This is a genomic window from Pseudomonas sp. HY13-MNA-CIBAN-0226, assembly GCF_040310305.1.
GTDB lineage: Bacteria > Pseudomonadota > Gammaproteobacteria > Pseudomonadales > Pseudomonadaceae > Aquipseudomonas > Aquipseudomonas gregormendelii.
The window spans coordinates 95,232-121,394 of record NZ_JBEOPS010000023.1 but is presented as its reverse complement, the minus strand read 5'-3'; the positions used below and the strand labels follow the sequence as shown (position 1 = coordinate 121,394).

The following is a 26,163-nucleotide window of genomic DNA, read 5'->3' as shown; positions in this document are numbered from 1 at the left end:
AATGGGTGGCCGGATCACCGTGGAATAGGTGGCCGGATGTTCATGGAATCAGTGGCCGGATAGCCGTGGAATACGCAACGTAAAAAACAGCACTGAATACGAGAAGGTTGCCCAGCAGGTCTACCAAGCGATTCTAGCCAATGACGAGGTTGAGACGATTGAGGTGCTACACAACGTCCAGATCACCGGGCGTTCAGGCGTGGCTCACCAGATCGACGTTTACTGGCGTTACCTGAAAGACGGCACAGAGCATCAGGTGCTGGTGGAGTGCAAATACTACCAATCGACTATCGATCTCATCCATGCCCGAAACCTTCTAGGATTGCTCACCGACATTCCTAACAGCCAAGGCGTTTTGCTCACCACAGTGGGCTTTCAGCGAGGCGTAGTGAACCTATGCAACTTCTACGGGATAAGCCTCAAGCGGCTTCGCAATCCCCAAGGCTCTGACTGGGATGGATACATACAGAAGATTAAGATCGAAGGCACCCTTAACCGAACTGAGTATGTCGATTTCGCGCTGAAAATCGATGGTAAGGATGAAGAGTCAATCGACACCATGGCAGGTGAAAACAGTGTGTCCGTGAACACCTTAGAAGCACTTTTCCAAGACGGCACAGATTCACCTGTATCAGCAGTCACATGGCTCGACCGCAACGTACCCTTCGATGAAACACAGATCAGCACGCCTTTGACCACCACTCTCACACCACCAAATACCTTCATCGTTTTGCCATCAAGGAAACGAGTCAAAATCCACAGCCTTGACGTTCACTACGTGCATTCGAGCAGGACGTTCAATCTTGGCTTTGACGCGATGGATCTGGTCAGGGGCGTGCTGGAAGACTTCAACACCAAAGCCATCGATCACACCCTTCACCACTGACAGACAGCAAAAAGCCGACTGCAATGGTCGGCTTGTGGATTCCTGTGAATCAGTTTGTGTAGGTGCAGGTAAAGCCCTTGTAAGCGACTCTGTGAGTAGTCACACCACTAGTAGCGCCTTCAACCTCTGTGCTGGATTTCTCTTCCTGAACGCAGTGGATTCCCGGCAATTCAACAGATGCTTGGTCAGCGAAATTATCTTCAAGGAACAATTCAGTTTCTGACAGCTTTTGCATTTTGCTCATTTCAGCGTCATATGCATTTTCAGCAGGGCTAGCAGCGAATGAGTGAGAAGCGATTAAACTCAAAGATAAAGCGGCGATTATTTTAGTGAAGTTTTTCATGATTTATATTATTTGGTTTATATACTAATTATAGCATTTCGCCCAATGAATTAAGGGACTTAACAGAAAACAATCGAAAAAAAGCCAACTATTTTCTGGCTAATTCTTCTGAATTTGAATCACTTATTTACAGTTATTGGAGCTGGTTCAGGAGCGGCATAAACCGTTACGCCCGTTTCTGGATTTTCGGAAACCACATAGCTTTGTACTGATGATTCTTTTTGTTCAGCAGGAGACAGTGCTGAGAAATCTGGTCCTTGTTTTGAGTCTGGTGTTTTTACTTCTTCGGTTGCAGGTGCTGGATAGGACTGAAAGCTTGTTTCGAATACTTCCGCAAAAGCGTTTATAGAGAGCATTGAAACGAAAAGGGAAATTGCTATTTTTGATTTGTTCATAATTTAAATGGTTAGCTATTCTCCAATTATACCACTTTCATTTTTAAATCCAGAGTTTAAGGGAAATAAAAAACCGGCGTGGGTAGCCGGTAATTTTTTGTTGCACAGATTATTTCGTGTAGCTAGCCAACTTCAAATCAGCCGCCTGTTTGATCAAAGCTTTCACAGCCGGGTCAGTTTCCTTTAATGCTATTTCTTGAAAAGTGTTGAATTCAGCAATCGCATTTTCGTTTGCTTTTGCTTTTGCTTTTGCTTTTGCTTTGAATTCAGCAGCTACCTTAACAGCACCTGCCACAACATTTGAATCGACTGGATTATTTTTAAGAACTGCAAATTCTACGGGAGAAATCTCAACACCAAACAAACTGCTAGAGTCTCTGAAACTTGAATATTCATAAAACAAATTATTTTGCACCACTCTCTCTCTAGCCTTAACCGATTCAATATACTTACTAACCTCAATATCCTTCAGTGCATACGCGCTCAAAAATCCTTGCTTAGAAATAAAAACTAATTTCTCAGTGATCGAACCATCTGGCAAAGCAATAAACTCTTCAATTGAATATCACCTCTAGCACCGGAAAATATTTGTGCAGCAGCCGCAACGTTAACAGCATCATAGCTCACGTTATCTGTCGAATCTTTTAAGTCACTTGTATGAACTACGAATTCAATCTGATTTTTTATAGCTTCAGCTTTTCCACTATCAGGTCTATGGATACCGAATATTCCTTGGTAAGCATCAGCAGAGGATTTTTCGGAATCGGTATCAGAGGAAGTTGCAGCGAAAGCAGATGAAGAGATTGCGATTGCAAGAATGGATAAAGCAGTTTTTGTAATTTTCATTTTAGTAATGGTTTGTTATACCACCAATTATACCATACAGCACTAACCAAATTTGAGGTTAAGCGCAAATCATTTTCAATCAGTGAACCTTTCAATATTTCGGCAAGAGATTTAAAAATGTGTACAGTCAAAATTTTATGAACGTAAAAAACCGACTTCAAAAAGTCGGCTTCTATTTAGAAAGCATGTTTGATGATTAGCCAAAGAGGCTGCATGATTCCTAGAGTGATGAAACCCCACTTCAACAGAAACTTAAAACCCGTGAAGGCAAGCTTGAAGGATTTCTTGGTAAGCCAGACAACCATCAGCTTGCGCTCAGCGTACCATTTGCTTTCTATCAACAGAAAATATTTAGGCTTTAAGAATTTGTATACATCTATGAAGAACCATACCAACACAGCTTCAAAAATCACTTTGCCTGTGATAGGCATATGATTGTAGCTATAGTAAAGATCATGATTGTAAATCACGAAAGCAATTTGCCAGAGCATGATGGAAGCGGCGATTGCCAATACAACCTTAAAGCGTTTCGCATAAGCGAATAATTTGGATTCTTTTTTCATTTCTATATTATTTGGTTATGCTCAAATTATACCAAATCCCTAACGCCAAATTTACCCTTAGCGAAAGTATTTTCGTTTCAAATGATATAATTAGCAAAACAAATCAAAACATCATGGCTAACAAGCACGCTGACATAAATGACCAGTATCACAGAAAGCATTTCCAAAAAATATTAAATCCTGACCACGACGAACGCACCAAGAAAGGCGCTCGATATACACCCATTACAGAAGAGGAATTGAGAATCAAGGTTAACGAAATGACTGGCTACTCATTCGAAGACATTCAAACATTAGAAAAGGATTTTGGATGGACTTTACTCGACATTTTGCAAATGCACAGCGGAAACAAAGAAGTGATCCATACTGAAATAGAACCAGACAATCTATTACGAAGCATGAATAGATTATTCTAACAAAAGCCGACGCATATCGGCTTCACTTGTTATGGTGCAGGCTGGAAATCAGCTCGACCAATCAAGGCAATAAGATGTTCATTGACTCTGAAGGCATCACTATAATACTCAAGCCCCTCATCCATTTCATAAACCTTATGCGTGACCTCATGCAACAGTACGTTAAGCATGTCATTGAAAACTGAATTATCAGCTAAGGTGTTCACAGCATCTGCAGATTTGAATTTTTCATTCAGTTGCTTGACTGTCTCAGGAAAAAGATAGTTAGTACCTTCGCGCAGACGTTGTGCTTCAAAATAGACGAAGGCAAGCATCTGAATTCCTTTTATGTCGCTGTGTACCGTAATTGCGTGTTTAGTTTTCGACAAATGGTAACGCTTAATCAAAGCCTCACGGACAAATCTAGAGTCTGAATTAAATTCTCGAACATCTATCAGTGGATTATTTGTAAATCTCAATATCATATTGGCAATAGAAAGGCATGGCTCGATAAAATTCTTCAGGCTATAGATATTGATACCATACTCATCTTTTAAAAACCTCACGTCGCCTTCTTGCGCGGACTTGGTAGGCTCAATCATAAAGATATAGTAAGCAAGAACAATCAATAGCAAAATAATTTCTTGGGGTTCTTCTTCATCGAAATGCGATTGGTATAGATATGCTCTGAGCCGTTTCAGCTTGGCAAGCATTTCTCCAATCTGATTTGATCCATCGCCATTTTCGTCATAGGTAGGTGACACAGTGAACGAGCAATGGTGTGGACTGTTCTCGGGGAAAATCGCGCTGTAGAGGCTCGAAGGGTCGCGGAAGGTGAAGGCGTTTTTATGGAGCGCTACAAGCTCCTGCAGTTGGTCAGAGAAGAGCTTGCGATGGTTTATGTACCGTTCGAAGGTCAAGGTGGCCATCTGAGCTTTCGTGACTTCCTGCATGTCATGATTCTGCTTCCCAAGGAACAGAAGCGTACCAACCGTTGCACCAGCACCTACGATGGTAAAGACACCACTTAGCAGAGATCCAAAGCTACTCCAAGCGGTATGGTCGGATGAGATTGGTCCGACATTCCACCAATACAAGCCGAAGACAATGAGCGCGAACGCACCGAGGACGATCCCGAAGGACCATAGGATTTGCTTCAAGCTCACAGGGGCATCCCTTCCAAAATTCGAGTGGTGGCATCCTACCAGCAGGACCAATCACCTACACCTCTCACACGTCATCACAGGCGGTTGAAGAACCTGGAGTTCACTGCCAAGCAGATCGCCGGCACGTAAAAAAGCCAGACGATCGATCTGGCTTTATCCCTCCTACCCAGCTCACATGAAGCGTTTCAATTCTTGGACTGCCTTGGCTCTCATCGCGTTGATGGGACCGTTCAGGAATGCCAACACGACGACCAGAGCAATGACCACGTACACCACATTCACGGCAAAGATGTTGAGCGTGTCCATCACTACGTAGGCAACCATGAATGTTGCCGCTGACCGAAAACTGACCCAGTAAAGGCTGTTCTGCCGACTGAAAACTGACCCAGGTGTTCAACTGCTTCTGCTCACTTTTTGAGCAGGAGAACACAGGGTGATCAGCATGGAAATGTTGGGAAAAATCCGGCGGATGTACTTCCGCGACAAACTCTCGCTGCATCAGATAGCCAAGCGTACCGGGCTGTCGAGAAACACCATCCGAAAATGGGTCAGAGCGCCCGAAGCCACTCAACCGGCGTACCAGCGGTGCGCAATCTTCAACAAGCTCAGCCCATTCCACGAGACGCTGGAACAGGCGCTCAAGGCCGATTCGTTCCGGGCAAAGCACAATCGCAGGAGCGCCAAAACGCTTTTCGAGCAGATCAAGGCCGAAGGTTACGACGGCGGCTACAGCCAGCTCACGGCGTTTGTGCGCTCTTGGCGAGGCGAGCAAGGCAAGTCTTTACGCGCTTTCGTACCGTTGACGTTTGCTCTCGGTGAAGCCTTTCAATTTGACTGGAGCGAAGAGGGTCTGCTGATCGGTGGTCTGTTTCGACGCATCCAGGTCTCCCACATGAAGCTGTGCGCCAGTCGCGCATTCTGGTTGGTTGCCTATCCCAGCCAAGGCCACGAGATGCTGTTCGATGCCCATACTCGCTCGTTTGGCGCATTAGGCGGAGTGCCGCGTCGCGGCATTTACGACAACATGAAAACGGCTGTCGACAAGGTCAGCAAAGGCAAGGGCCGCACGGTCAATGCCCGTTTTGCCGTGATGTGCGCGCACTACCTGTTCGATCCGGATTTCTGCAACGTAGCCTCTGGTTGGGAAAAGGGTATTGTCGAGAAGAACGTTCAAGATAGTCGACGGCGCATTTGGCTTGACGCTCAAAACTGCATGTTTCACACCTTCGAGGAACTGAATGCCTGGCTCGGCCAACGCTGTCGTGCGCTTTGGGGGGAGCTGCTGCATCCGCAGTACAACGGGCTGACGGTGGCGGACGTTTTGGAGCTGGAGCAGGCCGAAATGATGCCGATGCCGACGGTCTTTGATGGCTACGTCGAGCGCACCGTGCGGGTCTCCAGCAACTGCCTGATCAGCGTGGCGCGAAATCGCTATTCGGTGCCGTGTGAGCGAGTCGGCCAGTGGGTCAGCAGCCGTCTTTACCCATCCCGGATCGTGGTCATCGCCGATGAAACGATGATTGCCAGCCACGAGCGCCTCTTTGATAGAGATCAGGTCAGCTTTGACTGGCAGCATTACATCCCACTTATTGAGCGCAAGCCGGGGGCCCTTCGCAATGGCGCGCCGTTTGCCGATCTGCCCAATCCGTTGCGGCTTCTAAAACGGGGCCTGAGACGTCACAGCAACGGTGATCGAGTCATGACGCAGGTGCTCGCTGCCGTGCCCATCGCCGGTCTCGACCCGGTGCTGGTAGCGGTAGAGCTGGTGCTTGAGTCGGGAAGTCTGAGCGCCGATCACATCTTAAATGTTCTCGCCCGGCTCACCGCTACTGCACCGCCACCTTCCGTAGAAACCAGCCTGCCACTCAAGGTGGCTCCCATTGCCAACACGGCCCGATATGACCAACTCCGTACAACCGATGAGGAGAGCCGCAATGCGTGACTTGATGGCAGAACTTAAAGAACTGCGTCTGCATGGCATGGCGCAGGCTTGGGAAGAGTTGGCGGCCCAGGGAGAAGCTTCGACGGCATCCTCGAAATGGCTGCTTGAACATCTGCTCCAGCAGGAGCAGGCAGATCGCGCGGTGCGCTCTGTGAATCATCAGATGAACATGGCAAAGCTCCCCATGCACCGTGATTTAGCGGGCTTTAACTTCAGCGCGTCCAGCGCTGATGCCCGTCTGGTCAAGGAGTTATCCAGCCTTGAATTTACAGAGACTGCGCAAAATGTAGTGTTCATCGGTGGGCCTGGAACCGGAAAAACACACCTGGCCAGTGCCTTGGCCGTGTCTGGAATCACTACTCATAACAAACGAGTACGGTTCTTCTCCACGGTGGATCTCGTCAATCTGCTGGAGCGTGAAAAGCACGATGGCAAGGCAGGCCGAATTGCCCAAGGACTGCTTCGAACAGACCTGGCGATACTTGATGAACTTGGGTATTTGCCCTTCAGCCAGAGCGGCGGCGCGCTGTTATTTCACCTGTTGTCAAAACTGTACGAACACACCAGCGTGGTCATCACCACCAACCTCAGCTTCTCGGAATGGTCGAGTGTGTTTGGCGACGCCAAGATGACCACCGCGTTGCTGGATCGGCTGACACACCACTGCCACATCGTCGAAACGGGCAACGAGTCCTACCGCCTGCAACACAGCACCTTGGCCGCCCAGACAAAGATCAAGTCGCGTGAGCGAAAGCGCAAAGACGGAGATGATATCGAGGACGATGAGCCGTTTTGATCTGCACCATAAATGCCCTGCTGCATGCCTACATGCAACAGGGCTTGATGCGTCGTCAACCGGAACACTGCTGCTAAGCTTATCCACAATTGCTGGGTGTAAAAATCAGCAATCCGTCCTGGGTCATTTTTCAATCGGCAGGGTGGGTCAGTTTTCAATCAGCGCCAACAATTCAAAAGTCTCAACATTGTCAATTGCGGCGTACTCAACTGTGAATTCACCTTCTTTTTCTAATCCAAGGGCATTCACGAACGTCTAGCTCATCATTTTCGAGTCATTCGCGTACTCGAAAAACTCTCGAAGCAATGCATGGTTCTGCTTGTAAGCTTCAGCCTTGTCCAATTCGCTCATAGCCAACATCTTCAACCTAGAATTTCGTCCCGGAAAGCAGGGCTTTCGATAACCCAACCTTCGCCGGCATGCGTATCAATCCTTCGTAGTAGCGCTCTGTGATGCGTTCTAACCCATTTTCGACTTCTACCCTACCCGCTTTGGCACTGGCATGGCAAAGCGCCTTGAAACGTCTCAAAACACTCCAAATCGGAGTGGGCTTCACTTGTGGCGGTTGCTTTGACCGGGCAAGCCAAGGACATGGCTCGATTGGTCAAATTTTGAGCAAAAAAAAGCCCCAATCCGCAGATCAGGGCTATTTTATTTTGGTACAAAGCGTTGGTACAAAACGCTTTTTTTGAGCCCTCGTAAGTGCTTGATTTACAAGGGTTTCCGACGTATGGCGGAGAGATAGGGATTCGAACCCGATCGGACGAAACCGCCGACCGCTACAGCCCACTATTAATGGGACTAATGCCTCGTTTGAAAGGCCTGCAACGGCCTGTAACGGTCTGCGATTTGCCCTAAATTTGCCCTAAAATCATCCCCGCCACTATGCTAACCACAACACATTTGGGTATCCACGGCCTCCTTGATCGGCGGTGGTTCCCTCACTGATCCCAACGCATCACGATGCAAAAAATATCTTGTTTGAGCGGTTTGCTACAGCTAGGTCGCCGTCAAAGGCTACCGCCCCTGCAAGCTTGCGCGGTGATTTTGATCGGGTAGACACTCGGGCGCGCGGTAGTTCAAGGCCTCACCTAGGCAGATGAGGCCTCTATACGGTCTGCCGCTTCCGAGGGAAAGCCAGCTGGATATTCAGGAAAGCTGTACATGAACCCATGCTCAGACGGCGCTTGCTTGGCTGGCACTGACAGTGCTCACTGGAGATGTCCAAATCAAGGATGCAATCGGTCAGTCATGGGTGTAGCGCATTCAGTCCCTAGCAGCATGGGGATCGCTCGAGTGGCATGTGATATACGCACCTTTAGCGTGTACAATTGACCAATTTGGGTTTACGCCCCGCTACGTTTGAAATGAAGGGCCATATGGAATTCCACGACATCTTGCATGGGCTCATGAGGTTTTCAGATGAAAACCTAACTTCGTTACTCGCCGATCTCATCGATAGCCCGGAGATTCACCGGCTACGAAACATGCGTCAAATGAATTTTGATGTGCCTCTTATCCAAGAACTCGGAAGATCTAGACGCCTCCCCCACTCGATTGGGGTCACTTATCTTGCTGTCGAATTAGCACACAAAAGCAATCTAAGTTTAGATGCAACAAAGGCACTACTCGCCGCGGCAATTTTACATGATGCAGCCATTCCACCGTATGGCCATCTTGTGGAATCCGAACTCAAACGTGTCGCCCCTAACTTTAATCACGAGGAAACGCTGTCAGCTTTAATTAGCGGAGTGCTCAGCAAAGATAATGCATATCAAGAAATTGTTCCAGGTAAGCAGTTGCAACTTGAGAAGATTTTGCGCGAACACAACGTCAATCAAGATGCGGTAATTAATCTAGTTTGTCCAAAACCCGGTTTCCACAGCGCTGTATCTGCGGACATTGATATCGATAACATCGACAACGTCCACCGAATGGCAGCGATGCTTGGATGGGACAAGGCTAGAGAAAATATAATCGAACTGCGCAAATGCATGAAGTTGAACGAAAAATCTGGACTTATCTTTAGCGAAGCAGCTATTGCTCCGCTAAAAAAATGGATAGATTTCAGGCAGCGCATATATACAATGATAATTGCACACCCAGAGTGCATTCCATACAACGCGCTCCAAACGGATTTAGTTCGTCGAGCAGTTGAGAATGAAGTTATTACACTTGAAAATTGGTATATGACTGAACCGGAGTTTGAGGAGAAACTTCGCAAGCACCCGAGCACCGCAACTTTGGCACAGCAGCTTATTTCCGGATGCGAATATCACCTTATAGATTACGTATGGTTTAAAAACTTTCATACTTCCAAAAAACTCAAGAATGCAGAGATTGCTGAATACATCTCACATCGTGTAGATGTACCATTCAATGATCCGACCTATTTCGTATGGAATGAAAAAGGTCTAATTTGCCGTGAAATCAAGGTCGCTCTTGACAATGACAAGGGAACAGTCATTCTCGGCGAAAACTCTACCAGCTGTATGATTTCGCTGATTAAGAAGACGCCAGGCAAACCTAAGATGTTATTGCCAGATATAATCGAATGGAGAAAAAAGGTTACGACTGCATTCTGTGACCTTTTTGAAGTCGATATTTTTGAAGCTGAATTCCCGGAAACATATAAAGGAAGCTTCTACGCCGAAACGGATGAATTCCCATTTGAACTTAACTGAGCATCTAGAAAATATAGATTGGTCTTTCCCAAATCTCAGCAATTCGGGAATCCACTCACTCCATTGGTATCCAGCAACCTATATTGCGGCGATTCCCGGCACGCTAATTCCTGCTTTTACGCAAAAAGGAGATACTGTTTTAGATCCTTTTAACGGATCCGGAACCACGGGGGTAGAGGCAGTCAGACTAGGTAGAAACTTTATTGGGATAGATACAAACCCAATTGCGTTGCTTATGAGCGAAGCAAAGCTTTACTTTCCTGATCCAAAAAGTCTTCGAACGCAAATTGACGTTATTATCAGCGAATCGGAAAATCTTTTTGGGACAAAACTAGCAGAACCTCATCCTCACGAGGAGGAACTGCGTGCCTGGTACCATCCAGACACACTTTTCATATTAAATCGATTATTAGCCTCCATCCTTGAGACTAAAAATCTGCAACTAAAAAAATGTTTGCTTGCGATTTTCTCCGGAATATTAAAAAACACTTCTTCACAGGGGCGTCATTGGGGATGGGTTTGCGATAACGTAAAACCAAAACCTTCCGAAATAGTTCCAAAAGATGCATTATTAACGTTTCGCAATGCTACTAATGAATATCTGAAATTAACTGAGCTTTCTCATAAAGCTGTTCAAGTTCACGTAGGCAAGGAAACGAGAAAACAAACTCGATCTCGCTACAAACTGCTTGCCGGAGACTGTGTCGCGAACATGGAGTCTATTCCGAACGATCACGTTGACTTTATTATGACTTCCCCGCCTTACTACGGTGTAGCCGATTATGTAAAGTCACAGCGACTCAGTTATTTGTGGTTCGACAAAGACGAGCTTGCTGCTGAACGACTGGGCTTTAGAGACTTTGAGAAGCTTCGCTCAGCCGAGTCAGGGGCCAGATCAAATCGTTCAAGGAAAAATAGTCATGAATTATACATGAGCTTTATGGCTAGTTTTTTCAAACAGAGCTTTCGCATACTTAAAAATGGCTCATCTATGGCATTAGTCGTGGGTGAATCGCAGGCAAGAGCCTCCACTACTGATGAATTAATATTTTCGGCTATAAATCAGGGATTCACTCTCGCGCTAAGGAAAGAAAGAAACATAAAAATAAGTCGCAGGCGTTTAATGGCAAAAGTTAAATGCGAAGACATTCTTATATTTATAAAAGATTAGGATCCGAGGGAGTGGAGTATGAACGAAGAAGATTTTGAGATGATCGAACCTGGCGTTCTCAAATATAAAAAAAATGAGAAAGGACCAAGTGAGACGATATATCAAGGCACCAAATATTTCAGATTCATGGATTATTTTTACACTCATACTGAGCACCTCGACGAGCTGAAGCCAATCGAAGTCAGTAACCTATGTCGCGCTCGTGCCCAATTCCCCGAATTAATAAGCCGCGCGAATGGTGAAGTTCGCTCTTTATTTGAATCGCTAGCGATTAAAATCGCCCCCTCCAGCCTTCTAGAAATCGGAGCAGGCGAAAACCCCGTATTTACAGTCAATGCTGCGCAGGGAATGCATTACGTCCTATCGGATGCAGATGAAGTAGTAGTAAAATCCCATTCAAGCAACGATCTTGACTGTTATATCTTCTCTGAAACTGCATGCACTCTTCCTTATGAAGAAGGCTATTTCGAGATGGTGATTGCGGTATTTGTGCTGCACTTCCCGTTTTATAAAGCGCAACTAACCGAACTAAGTAGGGCCTTAAAAACAACGGGAGTTATTGTCGCCAACGTATATCGGCGCAGCACCGCTGCGAGAGAAAAACTCGCGTCAGACATACAAGATTGTGGATTCAAGATACTCAGAATCCATGATTCAGTTGGTTTATGTCTAAATCACGAGTATTGGATACTTGGAAAAAGCGATGCGCAGATGGAGTCCTGCGCAAACACTTTAAAACAACTGCTAGGCCTTACTTAGGAGTAAGAACTCCATTTTTTCAGAGTCTGATCAATTTTTTGCTTTAGACTCTCAAAACCTCCATCATTTAAAATCACTTCATCCGCTCTTAACACAAGCTCAGGAACATCTAGCTCACTTCTCGACAGTACTAGACTATCAAACGCATCACGAGAAATACCCACATCCTTCAATTCTGTCCGTTCTCTAACCGTTCTTTCAAAGCGAACATTCGGATCTGCCGTGACACCCAAAAGCTTAAAACCCGCAACTTCAGAGTACCGCTTTATCTCCTCTGGATAACGAATACCATCGACAACTATCCGCCCCAAGTGAAGATTGTCGAGGCGATACTTGGCGATAATGTCGTTACCCAGAACTTTAAAAATCGAATTACCCAACCTTCCCAAATTTGCCCGATTAGACGGTATTCCCATACCGTCTAATATTTCTCTAAGCACGTCAGAGTTGGACGCGGTAATATACCCGTATTTCTCAACCAGATATTTTGTAACCGTAGTTTTACCGGCTCTAATAGGCCCTACTAAGCCAATTATTTGAGGAAGCTCGGCGGCCATATCAACACCATCATCGAATAAATATAAACAGCAGCCAGGAAAACCATCATTACCGCCGCCTTAGTTGAAGGCGGATGGTCACGCTTTGTATTTTTGCGACTATCTTCGCCTGGAAAAAACTTGATCGCGAAGTATTCGAGTTGTTTACCCAACGCGAAAAACAAAAGAAGGGCAATTAGCGATATATCGCCCCAAAGCGCTTCGTATGGAGTACCGGCAGATGGTGCAGCTCGGCTAACCATCCAAGCAGCGAAAACACAAAGCAATGAGATAGAGCAGTATGTCAAAAGCCCTTGAATGAAAGAGTAAAACCTTTCGCGAACAAGAACAGGATGAGGCGTACGTGGACTATAGATAACATCTACAATCACATCCCAGACAAAGAAGACGGAAAACACCCACATCATTTGGAGTGCTTCAGGACGAGCAGATGCCACTCCGACATATGCAGAGATATTTTTATCCTTCATATATTCTGTAAAATTTTGCTCCATTGTTTTCGCAATAGCAAAATACAGGACAACAAGGAAGACCTCGATTAATAAAAGTACAAATTCCTTGGAAAAAATATGTGTAATCTCAGTCTTATGGCCGGCAGCTTGAGACTTAGACCACATTACCCAGCTCATCGACACCATAAGCAACGCCAGAAAAGAGTGCGTAAGCGATGCAAAAAGCATCCCATTGCCGGAGATTAAATTTTCCCACATCTTCGATGGACTAGAGGCCAAATCCCAACCACCGGTGATTACAAATAATAGCTCAGCTATTTGCTGAGCTATAGTCGCTGCGACCAGGGCAAACAACATTGCAATAAATGTTCGCCTAAGTTCATTCTGACTAGTACCATTACTCAAGTTTGCATTACCGCTTTGAGCCGAATTGCTCATGGACATTCCTTTGAGTTATCTAGGATTAAACAAATAGCTGTAGGCTTGCTACTGTATCGAGCCGCCATGCAGTGTTCTCATCGAAACTAATGCATCCAATACGGTTCCGACGGTAGGCAATGCTACTCTCACACTACCGTATACTGATCTTCTTTGCGAACGCGATTAGCCCGTAAGCCCCGTATTCACTGGTTGCCGCTCACGCACGGTGCCTGCCCTCCCATCCTGGCTACGCCTTCTAAAATAATCCTCCTTAGGATACCGGATCCCAATTCATGATCACCAGTTCTTCACTGATCTCGGTTTTTCCTTGCCGCTGATTGGTGTTGCTGTAGCGGATGTTCAGTGTCTCGAAGTGGAAGCCTTCGAATACGCGGCGGATATCAGGGTGATCGTTGATGCTGACCATCACTTTGCCTTTGCAGCGGAGCATGAAGTCAGCCATTCGCTCGTAGTTCTCGAACGGAAAGTCCACCCCATAACCAGCGGTCTGCCAATAGGGCGGGTCCATGTGGAAGGTATGGGCACGGTTGTAGCGTTCTGCGCATTCAAGCCAAGGGAGATTTTCAACGTAGGTGCCAGACAGGCGCTGCCAAGCGGTTTAGAGGTTTTCCTCGATCCGCAGCAGATTGATGGTCGGTCCGGTGGTCGCCGTACCAAACGTCTGCCCGGTGACCTTGCCGGCGAAGGCATGGTGCTGCGGTTAGAAGAATCGGGCGGCGCGCTGCATGTACGTAAGGGTTTAGGGGCGGGACATCTTCTGCCACTCGAACACCTTGCGCGAACTGAGCCCCCATTTTGAACCGGCGCACGAATCCAGGTGGTTCTGCACGACGCGGTACAGCGTGACCAGATCGCCGTTGATGTCGTTGAGGTCTTAAACAGGTGCCAGGCTCATCGCGCTTTGTGCACGATGCAAGAGCCTTAGCTGGACTGGGACGCTCTGCATGGACGGCGGCTGGGTTGGATGTTGACGCATCCACTCAGGCCGCTCTTTTTTCAATTCGGTGTTGAGACTGCTTTGGCGTAGGCCTGACAGGCGGCTAGCGCGATCAGTCCTTGGTCACCGGCATCGGTGATGCCGATAATTCGTTGAGCATGCGCTGGGTCAAGTTGGGCTCTTGTGGCTCCATGAACCACGCTGCCGGTGGTGGAGGTGGCTGGCATTGAGCAGCCACTGGCTGAATCCGAGGTGGCGAGGATGACTGACAGCCGCAGGTCAGCAGTAGCAAGACGATCACGCAAGCGTGCTTGGTCGAGTCGTGCATTCGATAGCTCCAGGATGTAGGTTTGGTCGGATTGGGCCAGGGTCTTTTCTAAAGCCAACCGCTTGGCCTGATCGGCGCTGATCTGAGCTGCAGCCGCATTACTGATAGCGGTGAGATCGGCCTGATGCTGATTCGCCTGGTCAGCCATCTGCTTGCCATAGCGCCACTCCTGCACCTGCCACACACCCACCGCAGTGCCGGCTATCACAACAACGAGTAGCGCCAACAGCCCGAGCAGCTTCTGCGGGGGCGACATCATGCCAGCACCCCACGCGCCGCTACGTACTGGGCTCGCAGGTCCTCAATTTTATGTTCGCGCTGGTTGTAACCAGCATCCGGCAGACTCGCCCAGATGTTCCGGCACTTGGACACGGCCAACACGAAGCGACCAGCCTTTACATCTTCCAAGGCCCGGCATTCCCGGATGTGCCTGATCGCCAGTCGGTCCTGGCTAAGCGGACCAAAGTCAGGAAGCTTGAGCAGGTCGCGATAGTGCGGCCAGTCCCGCAACATTTGCTGGTACCGGCCGGAGGCGTTCGAGGTGAGACCTTTGCTGTTGATGACCTTGGACGTGCGGCCACCGGCGAACGGGTGGGTCCTGTAGTCGGTAAACAGCTCAAGCTTGCCGTCGATGCCGGTCACTATGACGTTGTAGCCCTCATCCGAGCGCTTCAAGTAATCGCTTCCTAACTCGGACCAGGCGAGCATGTCGAGGAACGCCAAGACGTTTCGACCGCCCGCGGATGACTCTGAAATACGCGGCATACTTTTCTCCAGACAAAAAAATACCGCTCAAGAGCGGCGCGTGGATCTACGTGGCTGGGTTGAAAAAAACTGTGCTCAAAGCTCCAGTACTTTGACCTCCTTGGTTTTTTTCGCTTTCTTGCCAGGGGCCTTGGCCTTGCCCTTCTTGCCGGCATTGCACTCGACAGTGGTGCTCCAGCCCGATTGGGTGAAGACCTGTTCGACCGAATCCACGAGGTAGTCGCCATCAAGGCCTGGCTTGAAGTCCATCGCCATGATTTGTCGCTCGGCAAATAGATCCGTGCGACCCACCATCTCCAGCCGCACCTCAGCAGTCGAGCGGTTGAACGCCGCGAGTCGTGCCTTGGCGGCTTGTTCGGCTGCAGACTTGCTAGGGTGGATGTGACGATCGGTGTGGACAGGTGGCAAACCGCTCGGCGCGTCATCGTTGTCCAGGGTCAGGTTGACCAGCTCGCCGGTCCTCTTGTCCTGGTACCTGGCCTTCACCGCCTTTTGCGTACCGCCGTCGTCGAAGGAGAATTTCCAGCGGCTGACTTCGCTTTTGCGGATCGTGACCACGGGCAGATTTTTTCCACTGGCGCTCAGCCCACTTTGCCGAGGCAAAACCAGTAGCTTGTTGTCAGCGACTTTGGCAGTGCAGTCATAGGCCTTGGACAAGCGAGTGATGAAATTGAAGTCAGATTCACTTAACTGATCGGCACGGAGCACGACCGTTTGCACCGGACACTCAGGCTGCCAGCCGTTACGAGCGGCAATGTCGCTGACAATCCGCGCCAGTGGCACGTTCTCCCAACTGCCGCTGCGCGTGCTTTTACCGCTGCCACGCATGTCACTGGCGCGACCGCGTATCACGATGGTGTCGGGCGGGCCGGAGGCCTCTACCTGGTTAACGGTGTAGCGGCCAAGGCGAACCATGGTCGCCCCCTCGTAGCCCAGGTGAATCTCGACTCCTGCGCCACGCTTGGGCAACGCCACCGCGCTGTCTCGATCATCGATGCGCAATTCGAACTCATCCGACTCCATGCCGGGTTTATCCAAGGTGCGAAGCAGCAACAACCGGTCGTTGATCAAGGCTGTGATATCAGCCCCATCTGCCACTATCCGAAAGATTGGTTTCACAATATGAGATTCCAAAAATACCAAAGCCCTGCATGACGGGGCTTTTATGTGACATGAGTGAGCTCAGTAGGGCTCAGCAGCGAGGAAGATCAATCCCACAATTGCACCTGCTCCCCCACGTCCGCCACCATGTCCGGAAATGTTATGAGCAAGCCTTCTCTCAACGGCTGCGGCTCATCCGGCAAAAGTCGATTTGCCGCCAACACTGCTTCGACGGTTCCATTGAGGTGGCCGTAAAACTGATAGCACAGCGTATCAAGCACATCGCCGTCAGACGTTCTGCAGATCTTCGCCATAACGGCTGAACTCCAAGGTAAAGGATTGCTTGCGTGGAATACCTCCGGCGAGCAAGGCCCCATGCTCTTCATCAATTTTTCGCAAGCACCAGGAGCCCAGTACCTGGCCGTAGCCGGTGGTGAGGTTCAACGGCACGAGCTGGGCACCAATACTGCGCAGGGTGTCAGGTTGCTTGAGCCCTCCTTTGAAGGTCGGAAAAATCACTCCTTTCAAAGTTAATTTGTCCTCGCCCATTCCGACAGCCTGCTGCGCCGGCCGACGCCCCAGCCGTTCCTGCGATGCCCAGCGAAACTCCGTTTGCCGGCGAACTTCGTTGAACGCCGCTGTATCGAGGTTGAAGTAGAACGGCTGACCATTGGGTTGCAGCGGCTGCAGGATCATGAGGTGCGGATAAGGCTTCACCGCTTCGGCAACAGGCGTGGCGTTCGGCGCCAGTGCACTGGTGGGCAGGATGTTAGCCAGCTTTGGACTGACCTTTCCCGCGATCTGATTGATTGCTGTACTGGCTCGCGCCGCCTGCTCCTTGAGCGTGCCCATCCGCTCATCAATGGCAGAGACAGCTCGGCTAGCCTTGTTGTAGGTTGCCAGCACGGTGCCGACCCTGGATTGTGCGGCGTTGATGCCGCGCATGATTCGCTGCAGCTTTTCTCCAACTCCAGGAGGGAGGAATGGCAGGCTTCCCAATTCGTCGGCAGCACCACCGATATCGCCGATAGCACCGTTCACCGGCCCTATCATTTCATCAATGTTACGCCGTCCAGCCTCCCCGGCTTGCACCAGGGACTTGAAGCCGGACTGCAGTTGCTCCAGGTAGACCATGGCAGCTCCTTAAAGGTGAGGTTCATCAAACAGCGAACGCCGGGATTGTTGCCGACTGAACGCTTCAAACTGCTCGCGCATGTGCGGAAACAGTTCTTGGGCCAGTTGACGTGGATCCTTCACATCGCCCTGAACCGTCACCGGCATGCTCGGCGCGAACGTCCATTGTTGATCGACACGCGCCGGGACTGCCTTCGCTGAAGGCACGGCCGCAAGCGCTGCCAACGAAGGTGCCGGTGCTTTCGCCAACGGTGCCGATAAAGACCGCGGTACGTCACCCATCTGTCGCACCAACGGTGAAGGCGGTCCCGACAGCAGGGGGCGGTCAGGCGGATTCACAGGTAAATCCGGGCCACCGAATAGTGCTTTACCCATAACCCCGCCTAACTCACCGCCGCCCCAGCCACCCAGCGCAGCGCCAATCAACCCGCCGATAACCGTCCCGATCACGGGTACAACCGAGCCAATCGCCGCTCCAGTTGCAGCACCTGCCAAAGTGCCCGCCAATGTTCCAGCTGCATCCCCATAACCTTCGGCTTTTTCATCACGGGTTTCTGCATTCTGATAAGTGTCCAACGCTATCAAACCCGCATCGATCAACGACAAGGGGGCCGCCCCTTTGACGAATCGTGCGCCCTTGCCCGCCATTGCCAGAGGTGAAAACTTGCTCACGGCCTGGCCTACGGGAGAGGCTGAAACGGTGTTTGCTGCGCGTGCCCTGCCCTTTTTTCCACGCCGAACTTTGCCTTTGCCTCCGCCGACCGCACCCAGTCCGCTGGGCGGATTGGTCACGAACACCCTCTGAACAACATTCGGATTGCCCATCAATGAACCACGGCTGAGGTTGTACAAACCTTTTCCCATCTTTAAGGCACTGAGCGCGGTACCAAGGGCAACGATTCCCGCAGCCACAACAGCGGCACCAGCCACCACTGGTTTATAGGTCTCAGCCAGGTCAGCCAGCGCATAACCCACTTTGCCCAACCCGTCGGCGACGAGGTCAGTAAGCGGTCTTAGGCCGTCCCCTATGCTGATCATGGACGCTTGGAAGCTGGCAGTGGCCGCTGACCATTTGCGGTTGGATGTCTCCCGGGCCTGGGCTGCGTCCTGCTCGATCTTGGCCTTGCCGTCGGTGTCTTTGATCACGCCCATGTCGGCTTTGATCTTATCGCCGTACTTGATCTGCGCGAGCAGGCCGGCACTCGCGCTTTTATCGCTGACAATGTTGGCAAGACCTGCCGCTTGGGTCAGGGCGACCATCGCCTGGTCTTCCTCGGCGCTGCCGTCCGCCGATGCCTTGATCCTGGCTTTGAGGGTTTCGATTTTTTTGGCTTTGGCCGGATCCTGTTTCTTGATCAATTGCTCGCTGAGCAGGATGAAGGCGTCGACCGGGTTGGCGGCTTTGCCGCTGCTAGTGGCCGCAAGGATCGAGCCCGCGAGGTCGTAGCCCTCTTTGGCGAATCGCTCCTGGCTGGTGCTGCTGATCACGGCATTCAGCAGGTTGTCCATGTTGGTTGCAGCAGCGGCCGCGTCCTGCGTCTGTGAGTACTGCGATTGCAGGCTGGCACCGAGAAAACGGACCGCTTCCGGGCCTTCCATGCCCAGCCGCTTGATGTTGCCGAGCATGCTCGGCAGGTACTTGGCCATCTCTTTGGGCCCGAATGCACCGATATCCCCGGCCGCCGCGACCTGACCGAGCATGTCACCCATGGCTTGCTGTTTGACCCCGGCTTCTTTGAAGGAGTTGATCAGGGTTGCGATGGTTTCAGGCTCCATGCCCTGACCGTCGATGAGGTCGGCGATCTGGCCGGCGTAGTCGCTCGCTTCACGCCATTCCACGCCCTTCTCGATCAGCCCACCCACGGCACTGGCGAGCAGTTGGCGGCTCATGCCTTTGTCATCCGCGACCTTGGCGAGCTGCTCACCCAGTTTGGTCTCATCGCCGGTACCGGCGGTGTGCGCCCATAACGACATCTGACGTACTTGAGCCTGGTAGTCACCGGAAATCTTGGTGGGAATCGCGACCGTCGCCGTGAGAGCAGCAGCTTTCCCGAGACTGCTTTTCATCCCCGCCCGGCCTTCGCTGATCTGGGTATGCCCCAGGGCTTTAAGTTCCGAACTGCGAGCTACCTGGCCGAGCTGCTGGTACTCCCTTCGCAACTTGCTGACCTCAATGCCCTGCTCCTTCAGGGTCCTGAGGTTGGTTTCCAGTTTTTTGAGCAACCCGTCGGCCGATTCTGAACCGGTGTCATGGGCTTTTTTCCACTCATCGCGCAAGCGCATCGTGTCGCCGATGGTGTTCTGCAACACACGTGCCCGGGCCCCCTGTTGCCCGAGCTTCTTGATGCGGCTTTCGACATCCTTGAACGCGGTGCCGACAGTCGAGCTGACGGCACCGCCAATGACCAGGCCGAGTGCCAGATTATTGGCCATGGGTTCACTCCCGCTTTGGCAGAGCGGCTCACTCGGTGAGCCACCAGATCAACGTAGAAAAAGACATGGCCTCGATTTCAGCCGCGGGGAAGGAGAATTCCTGCGCCAGTTTTCGAGCCAGCTGCTTCTGAATCGCCGCGTTAAACCCCGTCTTCCCGCACCAGGCGAAAGTAGGCGGTTTGCACGCGTTTGTAGTCGCGCACCGAAAGGCCCTCCAGATCTTTCTGTCCGGCGTCGGATAGGCTGGCGAACAGGATCAGCTCGCGCTGTTCTTCATCATCGCCACCTGCCCTGGTTGCGGCACGGACTTCTCGGATGGTGGGCGAACGCAAGACCAGCTGATCGGTTTTCACGTCGTTGATAGCGATCGGACTGGACAAGGTGATCCGAGCCGAATCATTGGTGACGGTCAGCCACTCAGGGGTTTTCTTGGCTTCTTGTGCCATGGGGGTTCTCCTTACATTCCGAGGTCACGGCGCACGGCCGCGAGTTGGTCAACGCCATCAATGACGCGAACACAGCTGACAGGATCGATTTCGTACATCAGGCGCCCCCCCACTTCGAGCTTGTAGTAACTGACGCTGATGGCGTATTTGCATTCGGCGGCCTCACCCGCTTTCCAGTCACCGGGGTCCACCTCGGACAACATGCCGCGCAAGGTGGCAATGACGGCGACGGTCATACCTTTTTGCCCCTTGTACGAACCACGGAATACAGAGTTGAAAGCCGTCTGATCAGCGAGACCGAAGTACCTCAAAGCCTCGCGGCGGACACCTCTGGTGCTGAACGAGGCTTCCAGCTTTTCCATGCCCTGGTCCATGTCGATGGCGGCGTCCATGCCGCCGCCTCGATACTCGTCGGTCTTGATCTTGAGTTTGGGCAACGTCAGGGTGGGCACGTCGCCGGCGAAGTTGATGCCGTCGACGAACATGTTCATCAGGTACAGCGTTTGCGGAACCATAGCCATGGCGGGGTCTCCTTAAGCGTTGGTATCGAGGACTTCGGTCAGCCACTGGTTAGTGACCTCGACGCGGAAGTTGGGGTTTTCGGCTGGTGGTACATCGGTGAAGCGGATGTTCCAATACACCTTGCCCTGCTCCAGCTGACTGGCCGTGTTCAGGTCCGGGTCGGCAAACACTTCGAAGTTGATGATCGCACCCAGGTTTTTCAGGTCACGCATGAATGCCTGGAGCCCGCTGGTCACGTCGCTGACGTAGGTTTTGGTGATCGAACGGTCAACGGCCCATTTGTGCCCATAGAGAATCGCGTCCATGACCAAATCCATGGTCCGCACTCGGGTGACAAACGCCCACTTCGGGTCGCTGGAACAGGTGCGGTTGCCCCACAGGCGATAGCCGTCATCACGGATGATGGTGGTGATCTTCGCGTTGTTGAGCAGGTTAGCCCGGCAGGTTTCATCGCCATCCAGAAACTCGATGGGGCGTTTAGTATTGGTAATGCCGACGAACTCTTTGTTCGATGGCGAGGCCCAGAATCCATATTCGGCGTCGGTCCAGGCGAACAGGCCGGCGGTCCAGGCCGATGCCGGTGCATCGACGGTCTCGCTGAGCGCGGTGTCCCAGTGCTGCACACCAGGATCGACAAAGAACACACGCTTACTGCCAAAGTTTTGCTGGTAGGCGATGGCTGCTTCGTCAGTGGTATTGGGGCCATCAACGATCGCGATGGCGCGCAGCTTTCCGGCCAGGCCATCCAGCGCCGTGGCCACGGCCTGAGTCGCCGTATGCTTCGGTGCAATCAGCAATCGCGGCTGCGCGTTAAATCGGCTTTTGCCATCGAGCAGCGCCTGCATACCGGTGCGCTGACCGTTTGCCAGCACGCCGCCGATGATGGCAGAGGCTTGCTGCGCCGGATCCTCGACCTTGGCCACGCCACAGGCGACGATCACGGCCTTGGCTCGCGCATAAATGGCCTTGACCGCCTTGGTGATGGCGGCGTCTTCACCCCAGGCAGCGACGGCCTCGCTTTCTCGGGTGATCAGCAGCAGTTCGTTGGGTTTGGCACTATGGGCAGGTGAGACGGTGAAGGTGTCGCACAGCCCGATGATGGACGATGACGGCAGCGAAATGATTCGCGCACCGGCATCGACATTGGTGACGGTGACACCGTGAAAAAATCCAGTAGCACTCATACGACTATCTCCAGAAACGACAAAACCCCGCCAGGGCGAGGTCATGTAGAAAGTGATGCGGATTATTCAGAGGGCGTATTCAAGCCCTTTTGCGCTAATTGCCGCCAATGCTTTGCAGGGCTTCAATTGCCTCAGCCGTGATGCTTTTGGCCTGATCAAATGAGCCGGCCGCGATCTGCTGCCTGATCAATTCCTTCGCTTTGAGACGGCGCTCCCGGACGCAGTAAAGCATCTCCGCGTCGTGGGCCGCCTCGGTCAAAATGCCGTCTGCAGCGTCTTGTGCCGTCCGACCATTGATGGCCCAGGCGGCTACAGAACGGGGAACGGCATTGGCCGGATAACCCGCATCTTTAAAGGTCCGGGCCTCCGTTTCTGCGCGGCCGTATTCGACGGCTCGAAGCAAATCGCCCATCACCACTTGTCGTACCCTGTCCGCGACGGTATCGACCTGGTCGCACAACTCAAGAGCGGTCGGTGGCGGTTCACCGTCATGAACCCATTGCCCGATCCATTCACCCGTTGCTTTGGTCCGCTTGCCCTTAAATATCGGGTTCCAACACGGTTGTGGCAAAGGCACTGCCGTCCAGTGTTCATACCCCTCCGAGTCTTGCGTTGCGTGAAGAAACACACCGCCCTCGCTGATGACGTAAATCATGCTCCCCTCCTTACTCCACTTGAGTGCAAAAACTCAGTTGGCAGGCGTACCCGCTCGCGCCACTGGTTGAACCTGTCGAATAATCGAGAATGACATCACCATTGGTTTCTACCCGCCACGAAAGCCATCCCAAACCAAACGGGGATTGAGTGGCCCAATCGCCCACGCCACAAACCCGGAGCCTGGGTCGAAATCCCGGCGGGAGCGTGAAGATGACGATCGCCGCGACTCCGTTACTCACCCAACGGCTGATGTCCAGACTCACATAGACATTGCCATTGGCTTTCCAGTATCGGGAGCTGTTGGCGTCCGCGAAGCCATTGATCAGTGCCGGAACCTGGATATTGGGTGCCGAAAAGTTGCTCAGTGCGTTGTTCACCAGGCCTTGGGCTTGCGCTTGTGTATAGCTATCGGTGATGCCGTAGCCGCCTAGCGTGCTGGGCAACCCGCTGGCAATCTTGCCCCAATCCAGAGAGGGAATATCTTGCGCGGCTAAGCCAGCACCCTCCGTCACTCGACCGAACCGGTCGACGGTGACTTTGGGATAAGTACCGGCCACCACGCCGCTTTGTGCGAGCGCCACCTGATTGCCTACCAGCTCAATCCCATCTCCTGCGGTGACAATACCTGCGCCTGCGAATTGCATTGCCGTGACGGCAGTGGTGCCCAGCGAGCCGCCTGAATCAACGGTGAACAACCAACCGGTGTCAGCGTTCTGCTCACCCTGCTCCACAAAGACATACGCAGATACCAAAGCGCTCCAGGTTTTAGCGTCATCCGTGCGCGACCAAGCGCCGGCCGCACAGCGATAGAGGCCGTTTTGGCTACCCAGTTTCTGGTCTTTGACCAACACCCGCGCACCGACCTTGACCGCGACACCGTCAATGGTTTGAGTACCGATTAAGTCGATGTTTCCGGTGGTCGCCGCACGCACGGAATGCTTGGAGTTCTGCTTGTTCAGCTCCTCCATAACCTTTAGATCAACATAGGCTCGAGTCGCTAAGACGACGCTTGGATCAATCTTCAGCTCAATGTTGGCCGTACTGTTGATAATAATGTGCATACGCACCACCTGGTTACGACCAGAGCCTTGGCTGAGCAATGGCTTGTAGCTCGGTGCGGCGTTAGCAACCGCCGAAAACACACCATCACTGTCTTCCAACGCCAGCTCCCGGATCCACCACCCACCGACATCGGGCGGCAACACCAACTCGGCAATCAACACTTTGTCATCAGTCGGGGATACATACAGCTGATTCAACTGAGCCCGGTAGACCTGGTTGATCAGTTTCGTTTGCGCCGGATCGGGGACTGGATCCCCTCCAGCAGCATCCCCGATCAGCATGAACTTGGGCTGCCAAGGGACGCCCAAGGCATCGCAGTTAGTTTTTTTGGCGACGCCAGCCGTAGTCAGCAGGCCGCCAAAAATTGTGTTTTTATCAACCATTCGGATACACATCCATTTCGTCGAGAATGTAATGGCTAATGCCGGTGTGCCCCTGAACCACCACGTCGATATCCGGATTGGTCCAGGGGTAAACGTCAACTTCGTCACCGTCATAAACCGCGACCCCGACGTAAGACTCAACGCGGGTTTCCAAAACAATGTCCAGGCCTGTCAGGTGTCGGCTAACCGGCTTGGCGTCATCGATCAGGCGCTCCAGCTCCTCATACATTTCTTCGCTGATGCCGGTTTCAAGCACGCCAACTTGCAAGGCGAATGTGCCGGGCGCTCCCATCGGCGCGGTCTGCCACCACTCCCGTACCTCAATGATGTAACCCAGTGGTTCGACAACCCGCCGCAAAGAGCCAATCGTCCCCTTGCGCAAGTGGATGTAAAACGCCGAGCGGATCGCGGAACGCTTCACCGCCTCCGGCCAAGAACTGTCCCAACGGTCCACCGACCAGGCCCAAGCCAACCATGGCAACAGTGCGACCGGGCAGGTGTTCGGGTTGTACAAGGTACGCAAAGGTATTTCGGTGTCTTCGTCGATGGCTGCTTCAATGGCTCGTTCGAACTGGGTGCTGTTGAGAGGTAGCAAGCTGCGCATCTCAAGCCCCTTGAATGACAGTGAAACCGGTGCAGTACGCCGACTGAAACCGGTTCGGCACGATGTCGACCCAGTCGGTCAGATCGACGCGACGAACCCCGCCCAGATGAAGCTGTGCATCGATCGCAGAACGGGAGACCTCGATACCCAGCCGTCGTCGTGGGTTGATCCAGGCTTCTAGCCGGCGTTGCGCCTCCGCAACAATTGCTTCGTTCTCTGACCCCACACCCTCCATGCGCAGCACCGCATCAATCCGGTACTCCAGCACCTCGGTGCTTTGCACGAGCAGCCGATCAGCGACCGGCCGGACTTCGTCGTCGCTCAAATAGGCCATAACGATGTCGAGCAACGCTTGATCGGCCTGCCCGTTGCCGCGCAGGTCCTGGACGGTGACGACCACTTCGGCAGGTGCCGGGCTTTCTGCCGTGGCATCACCGACCAATGCCGAAGCAGTGCGGGCATGCAGGATGTAGCTACTACGGGGACCGGCTGTCGTCAGGCCTTCATAGGCCCACTGGATCCGCTCACGCAGGGCATCATCGGACTCTTTCACCTCGGGAGTCGGCGGCACCGTCAGCAGGTTTTCAGCCTGGATAATCAAGCGCTTCAGCTTGACGTTGGCCGCCAACTGATCAAGATCGGCGTCCTCGGCATATGCCAGTAGCAGCGCTTTGGCGGCGTCATTGACCCGTGCGCGATTCTGCAGCCGACGGTAAGCGCCGAGTTCCAGCAGTTTGACCACCGGATCGCTCTCCAACTCAGCCGTCCAGTTCTCGCCCATGTACAGACGGAAGGTGTTCAGCTCTTCGGCATAGAGGTCTTCGAAGTCCAGCGACTCCAGTACCTGCGGCGCAGGCAGCGCCGATAAATCCACGGTGCTCATGCGGCCACCTCCAGCAATCGGACTTCACCCTGGTATTCGCCTTTGAGCTCAAGGTCGATTCGTCCGCCGATCACCGCGACTACGCGCACCTGGTCCAGTTTGATCCTCGGCTCCCAGCGACCCAGTGCGCGAGCCACCTCGGCCTGTACGGCGCTCTTCCAACCTTCGCTGACCGGGAGGTCGACGAAGCGGCGCAGCTTGCAGCCGTACTCTGGTCGCATGCGTCGACTGCCGAGCGGCGTGCCGAGAAGGTCTTCGATGGACTGCCGGAGATGGTCGAGGCCAGACAGCGGCTGGCCGGTGCGGCGGTCCATTCCGATCATGTGTT

At 52.1% G+C, this 26,163-nt stretch carries 31 protein-coding genes and 1 pseudogene; 8 read left to right on the top strand and 24 right to left on the bottom strand.

Annotation, left to right across the window (positions count from 1 at the left end; all coding sequences use genetic code 11):
• Positions 1-28: 28 nt before the first annotated feature.
• On the top strand, positions 29-886 hold the full coding sequence (locus AAEZ05_RS23445) for a restriction endonuclease (RefSeq protein WP_350649124.1): 858 nt from the start codon (positions 29-31) through the stop codon (positions 884-886).
• A gap of 49 nt (positions 887-935) precedes the next feature.
• On the opposite strand, the gene AAEZ05_RS23440 is transcribed toward AAEZ05_RS23445, so the two are convergent.
• From AAEZ05_RS23440 to AAEZ05_RS23420, 5 genes are all read right to left on the bottom strand, one after another.
• A complete protein-coding gene (locus AAEZ05_RS23440) occupies positions 936-1,229 on the bottom strand; it encodes a hypothetical protein (RefSeq protein WP_350649122.1) in 294 nt (97 codons plus the stop codon).
• Between the two features lie 119 nt (positions 1,230-1,348).
• Entirely contained in the window at positions 1,349-1,624 is a 276-nt protein-coding gene (locus AAEZ05_RS23435) for a hypothetical protein (protein ID WP_350649120.1), read from the bottom strand.
• Between the two features lie 109 nt (positions 1,625-1,733).
• Complete coding sequence (locus AAEZ05_RS23430; protein WP_350649118.1) at positions 1,734-2,165, bottom strand: hypothetical protein; 432 nt, start codon at positions 2,163-2,165, stop codon at positions 1,734-1,736.
• Entirely contained in the window at positions 2,135-2,470 is a 336-nt protein-coding gene (locus AAEZ05_RS23425) for a hypothetical protein (RefSeq protein ID WP_350649116.1), read from the bottom strand. The genes AAEZ05_RS23430 and AAEZ05_RS23425 overlap by 31 nt, the downstream gene beginning before the upstream one ends.
• A 176-nt stretch (positions 2,471-2,646) precedes the next feature.
• Positions 2,647-3,033, bottom strand: a complete 387-nt coding sequence (locus tag AAEZ05_RS23420) for a hypothetical protein (protein ID WP_350649114.1) — start codon at positions 3,031-3,033, stop codon at positions 2,647-2,649.
• Between the two features lie 113 nt (positions 3,034-3,146).
• On the opposite strand from AAEZ05_RS23420, the gene AAEZ05_RS23415 reads away from it, so the two are divergent.
• Positions 3,147-3,449 (top strand): hypothetical protein, encoded by a 303-nt coding sequence (locus AAEZ05_RS23415; protein WP_350649112.1) that lies wholly within the window; start codon positions 3,147-3,149, stop codon positions 3,447-3,449.
• 29 nt (positions 3,450-3,478) lie between these two features.
• On the opposite strand, the gene AAEZ05_RS23410 is transcribed toward AAEZ05_RS23415, so the two are convergent.
• Together AAEZ05_RS23410 and AAEZ05_RS23405 are read right to left on the bottom strand one after the other, a co-directional pair.
• Positions 3,479-4,594: a hypothetical protein gene (locus AAEZ05_RS23410; RefSeq protein ID WP_350649110.1), complete on the bottom strand. Its 1,116-nt coding sequence runs from the start codon at positions 4,592-4,594 to the stop codon at positions 3,479-3,481.
• A 171-nt stretch (positions 4,595-4,765) separates the two neighbouring features.
• On the bottom strand, positions 4,766-4,918 hold the full coding sequence (locus AAEZ05_RS23405; protein WP_350649108.1) for a hypothetical protein: 153 nt from the start codon (positions 4,916-4,918) through the stop codon (positions 4,766-4,768).
• A 118-nt stretch (positions 4,919-5,036) separates the two neighbouring features.
• Here AAEZ05_RS23405 and istA point away from each other — a divergent pair, with 118 nt between their 5' ends.
• The 6 genes from istA (at position 5,037) to AAEZ05_RS23375 (ending at position 11,946) form a co-directional block, all read left to right on the top strand.
• A complete protein-coding gene (gene istA, locus AAEZ05_RS23400) occupies positions 5,037-6,536 on the top strand; it encodes an IS21 family transposase (RefSeq protein ID WP_350649132.1) in 1,500 nt (499 codons plus the stop codon).
• A complete protein-coding gene (gene istB / locus AAEZ05_RS23395) occupies positions 6,529-7,332 on the top strand; it encodes an IS21-like element helper ATPase IstB (RefSeq protein ID WP_350649106.1) in 804 nt (267 codons plus the stop codon). Before istA ends, istB begins: the two co-directional genes overlap by 8 nt.
• A gap of 515 nt (positions 7,333-7,847) precedes the next feature.
• Positions 7,848-8,024, top strand: a complete 177-nt coding sequence (locus AAEZ05_RS23390; RefSeq protein ID WP_350649104.1) for a hypothetical protein — start codon at positions 7,848-7,850, stop codon at positions 8,022-8,024.
• Positions 8,025-8,711: 687 nt separating this feature from the next.
• A complete protein-coding gene (locus AAEZ05_RS23385) occupies positions 8,712-10,016 on the top strand; it encodes an HD domain-containing protein (protein ID WP_350649102.1) in 1,305 nt (434 codons plus the stop codon).
• Entirely contained in the window at positions 10,003-11,187 is a 1,185-nt protein-coding gene (locus tag AAEZ05_RS23380; RefSeq protein WP_350649100.1) for a DNA methyltransferase, read from the top strand. The genes AAEZ05_RS23385 and AAEZ05_RS23380 overlap by 14 nt, the downstream gene beginning before the upstream one ends.
• An 18-nt stretch (positions 11,188-11,205) precedes the next feature.
• Positions 11,206-11,946: a class I SAM-dependent methyltransferase gene (locus tag AAEZ05_RS23375; RefSeq protein ID WP_350649098.1), complete on the top strand. Its 741-nt coding sequence runs from the start codon at positions 11,206-11,208 to the stop codon at positions 11,944-11,946.
• Here AAEZ05_RS23375 and AAEZ05_RS23370 read toward each other — a convergent pair.
• The 17 genes and pseudogenes from AAEZ05_RS23370 to AAEZ05_RS23290 form a co-directional block, all read right to left on the bottom strand.
• The gene (locus AAEZ05_RS23370) at positions 11,943-12,503 is read right to left on the bottom strand and encodes an AAA family ATPase (protein WP_350649096.1); all 561 of its coding nucleotides are present in this window, start codon (positions 12,501-12,503) and stop codon (positions 11,943-11,945) included. The genes AAEZ05_RS23375 and AAEZ05_RS23370 overlap by 4 nt on opposite strands.
• Positions 12,479-13,393 (bottom strand): hypothetical protein, encoded by a 915-nt coding sequence (locus AAEZ05_RS23365; RefSeq protein WP_350649094.1) that lies wholly within the window; start codon positions 13,391-13,393, stop codon positions 12,479-12,481. Before AAEZ05_RS23365 ends, AAEZ05_RS23370 begins: the two co-directional genes overlap by 25 nt.
• A 253-nt stretch (positions 13,394-13,646) precedes the next feature.
• A pseudogene (locus tag AAEZ05_RS23360) lies at positions 13,647-14,267 on the bottom strand (DNA adenine methylase); the annotation flags it as partial.
• Positions 14,268-14,392: 125 nt separating this feature from the next.
• Entirely contained in the window at positions 14,393-14,917 is a 525-nt protein-coding gene (locus tag AAEZ05_RS23355; protein ID WP_350649130.1) for a lysis system spanin subunit, read from the bottom strand.
• Positions 14,917-15,426, bottom strand: a complete 510-nt coding sequence (locus AAEZ05_RS23350) for a glycoside hydrolase family 24 protein (protein WP_350649092.1) — start codon at positions 15,424-15,426, stop codon at positions 14,917-14,919. The genes AAEZ05_RS23355 and AAEZ05_RS23350 overlap by 1 nt, the downstream gene beginning before the upstream one ends.
• 75 nt (positions 15,427-15,501) lie before the next feature.
• Positions 15,502-16,545, bottom strand: a complete 1,044-nt coding sequence (locus AAEZ05_RS23345) for a phage late control D family protein (RefSeq protein ID WP_350649090.1) — start codon at positions 16,543-16,545, stop codon at positions 15,502-15,504.
• Between the two features lie 89 nt (positions 16,546-16,634).
• Entirely contained in the window at positions 16,635-16,841 is a 207-nt protein-coding gene (locus tag AAEZ05_RS23340; RefSeq protein WP_350649088.1) for a tail protein X, read from the bottom strand.
• Complete coding sequence (locus tag AAEZ05_RS23335; RefSeq protein ID WP_350649086.1) at positions 16,816-17,661, bottom strand: phage tail protein; 846 nt, start codon at positions 17,659-17,661, stop codon at positions 16,816-16,818. The genes AAEZ05_RS23340 and AAEZ05_RS23335 overlap by 26 nt, the downstream gene beginning before the upstream one ends.
• Before the next feature lie 9 nt (positions 17,662-17,670).
• Positions 17,671-20,094 (bottom strand): phage tail tape measure protein, encoded by a 2,424-nt coding sequence (locus AAEZ05_RS23330; RefSeq protein WP_350649084.1) that lies wholly within the window; start codon positions 20,092-20,094, stop codon positions 17,671-17,673.
• A 140-nt stretch (positions 20,095-20,234) separates the two neighbouring features.
• The gene (locus AAEZ05_RS23325) at positions 20,235-20,540 is read right to left on the bottom strand and encodes a phage tail assembly protein (RefSeq protein WP_350649082.1); all 306 of its coding nucleotides are present in this window, start codon (positions 20,538-20,540) and stop codon (positions 20,235-20,237) included.
• Positions 20,541-20,551: 11 nt separating this feature from the next.
• Positions 20,552-21,055, bottom strand: coding sequence for a phage major tail tube protein (locus tag AAEZ05_RS23320; protein ID WP_350649128.1), 504 nt, complete (start codon positions 21,053-21,055; stop codon positions 20,552-20,554).
• A gap of 18 nt (positions 21,056-21,073) precedes the next feature.
• Positions 21,074-22,246, bottom strand: coding sequence for a phage tail sheath subtilisin-like domain-containing protein (locus AAEZ05_RS23315; RefSeq protein WP_350649080.1), 1,173 nt, complete (start codon positions 22,244-22,246; stop codon positions 21,074-21,076).
• 94 nt (positions 22,247-22,340) lie between these two features.
• Positions 22,341-22,901, bottom strand: coding sequence for a phage tail protein (locus tag AAEZ05_RS23310; RefSeq protein WP_350649078.1), 561 nt, complete (start codon positions 22,899-22,901; stop codon positions 22,341-22,343).
• A 10-nt stretch (positions 22,902-22,911) separates the two neighbouring features.
• Positions 22,912-24,348: a phage tail protein gene (locus tag AAEZ05_RS23305; protein WP_350649076.1), complete on the bottom strand. Its 1,437-nt coding sequence runs from the start codon at positions 24,346-24,348 to the stop codon at positions 22,912-22,914.
• The gene (locus AAEZ05_RS23300; RefSeq protein WP_350649074.1) at positions 24,341-24,952 is read right to left on the bottom strand and encodes a phage tail protein I; all 612 of its coding nucleotides are present in this window, start codon (positions 24,950-24,952) and stop codon (positions 24,341-24,343) included. The genes AAEZ05_RS23305 and AAEZ05_RS23300 overlap by 8 nt, the downstream gene beginning before the upstream one ends.
• 1 nt (position 24,953) lies before the next feature.
• Complete coding sequence (locus tag AAEZ05_RS23295) at positions 24,954-25,835, bottom strand: baseplate assembly protein (RefSeq protein WP_350649072.1); 882 nt, start codon at positions 25,833-25,835, stop codon at positions 24,954-24,956.
• Complete coding sequence (locus AAEZ05_RS23290) at positions 25,832-26,158, bottom strand: GPW/gp25 family protein (protein WP_350649070.1); 327 nt, start codon at positions 26,156-26,158, stop codon at positions 25,832-25,834. Before AAEZ05_RS23290 ends, AAEZ05_RS23295 begins: the two co-directional genes overlap by 4 nt.
• Between the last annotated feature and the right edge of the window lie 5 nt (positions 26,159-26,163).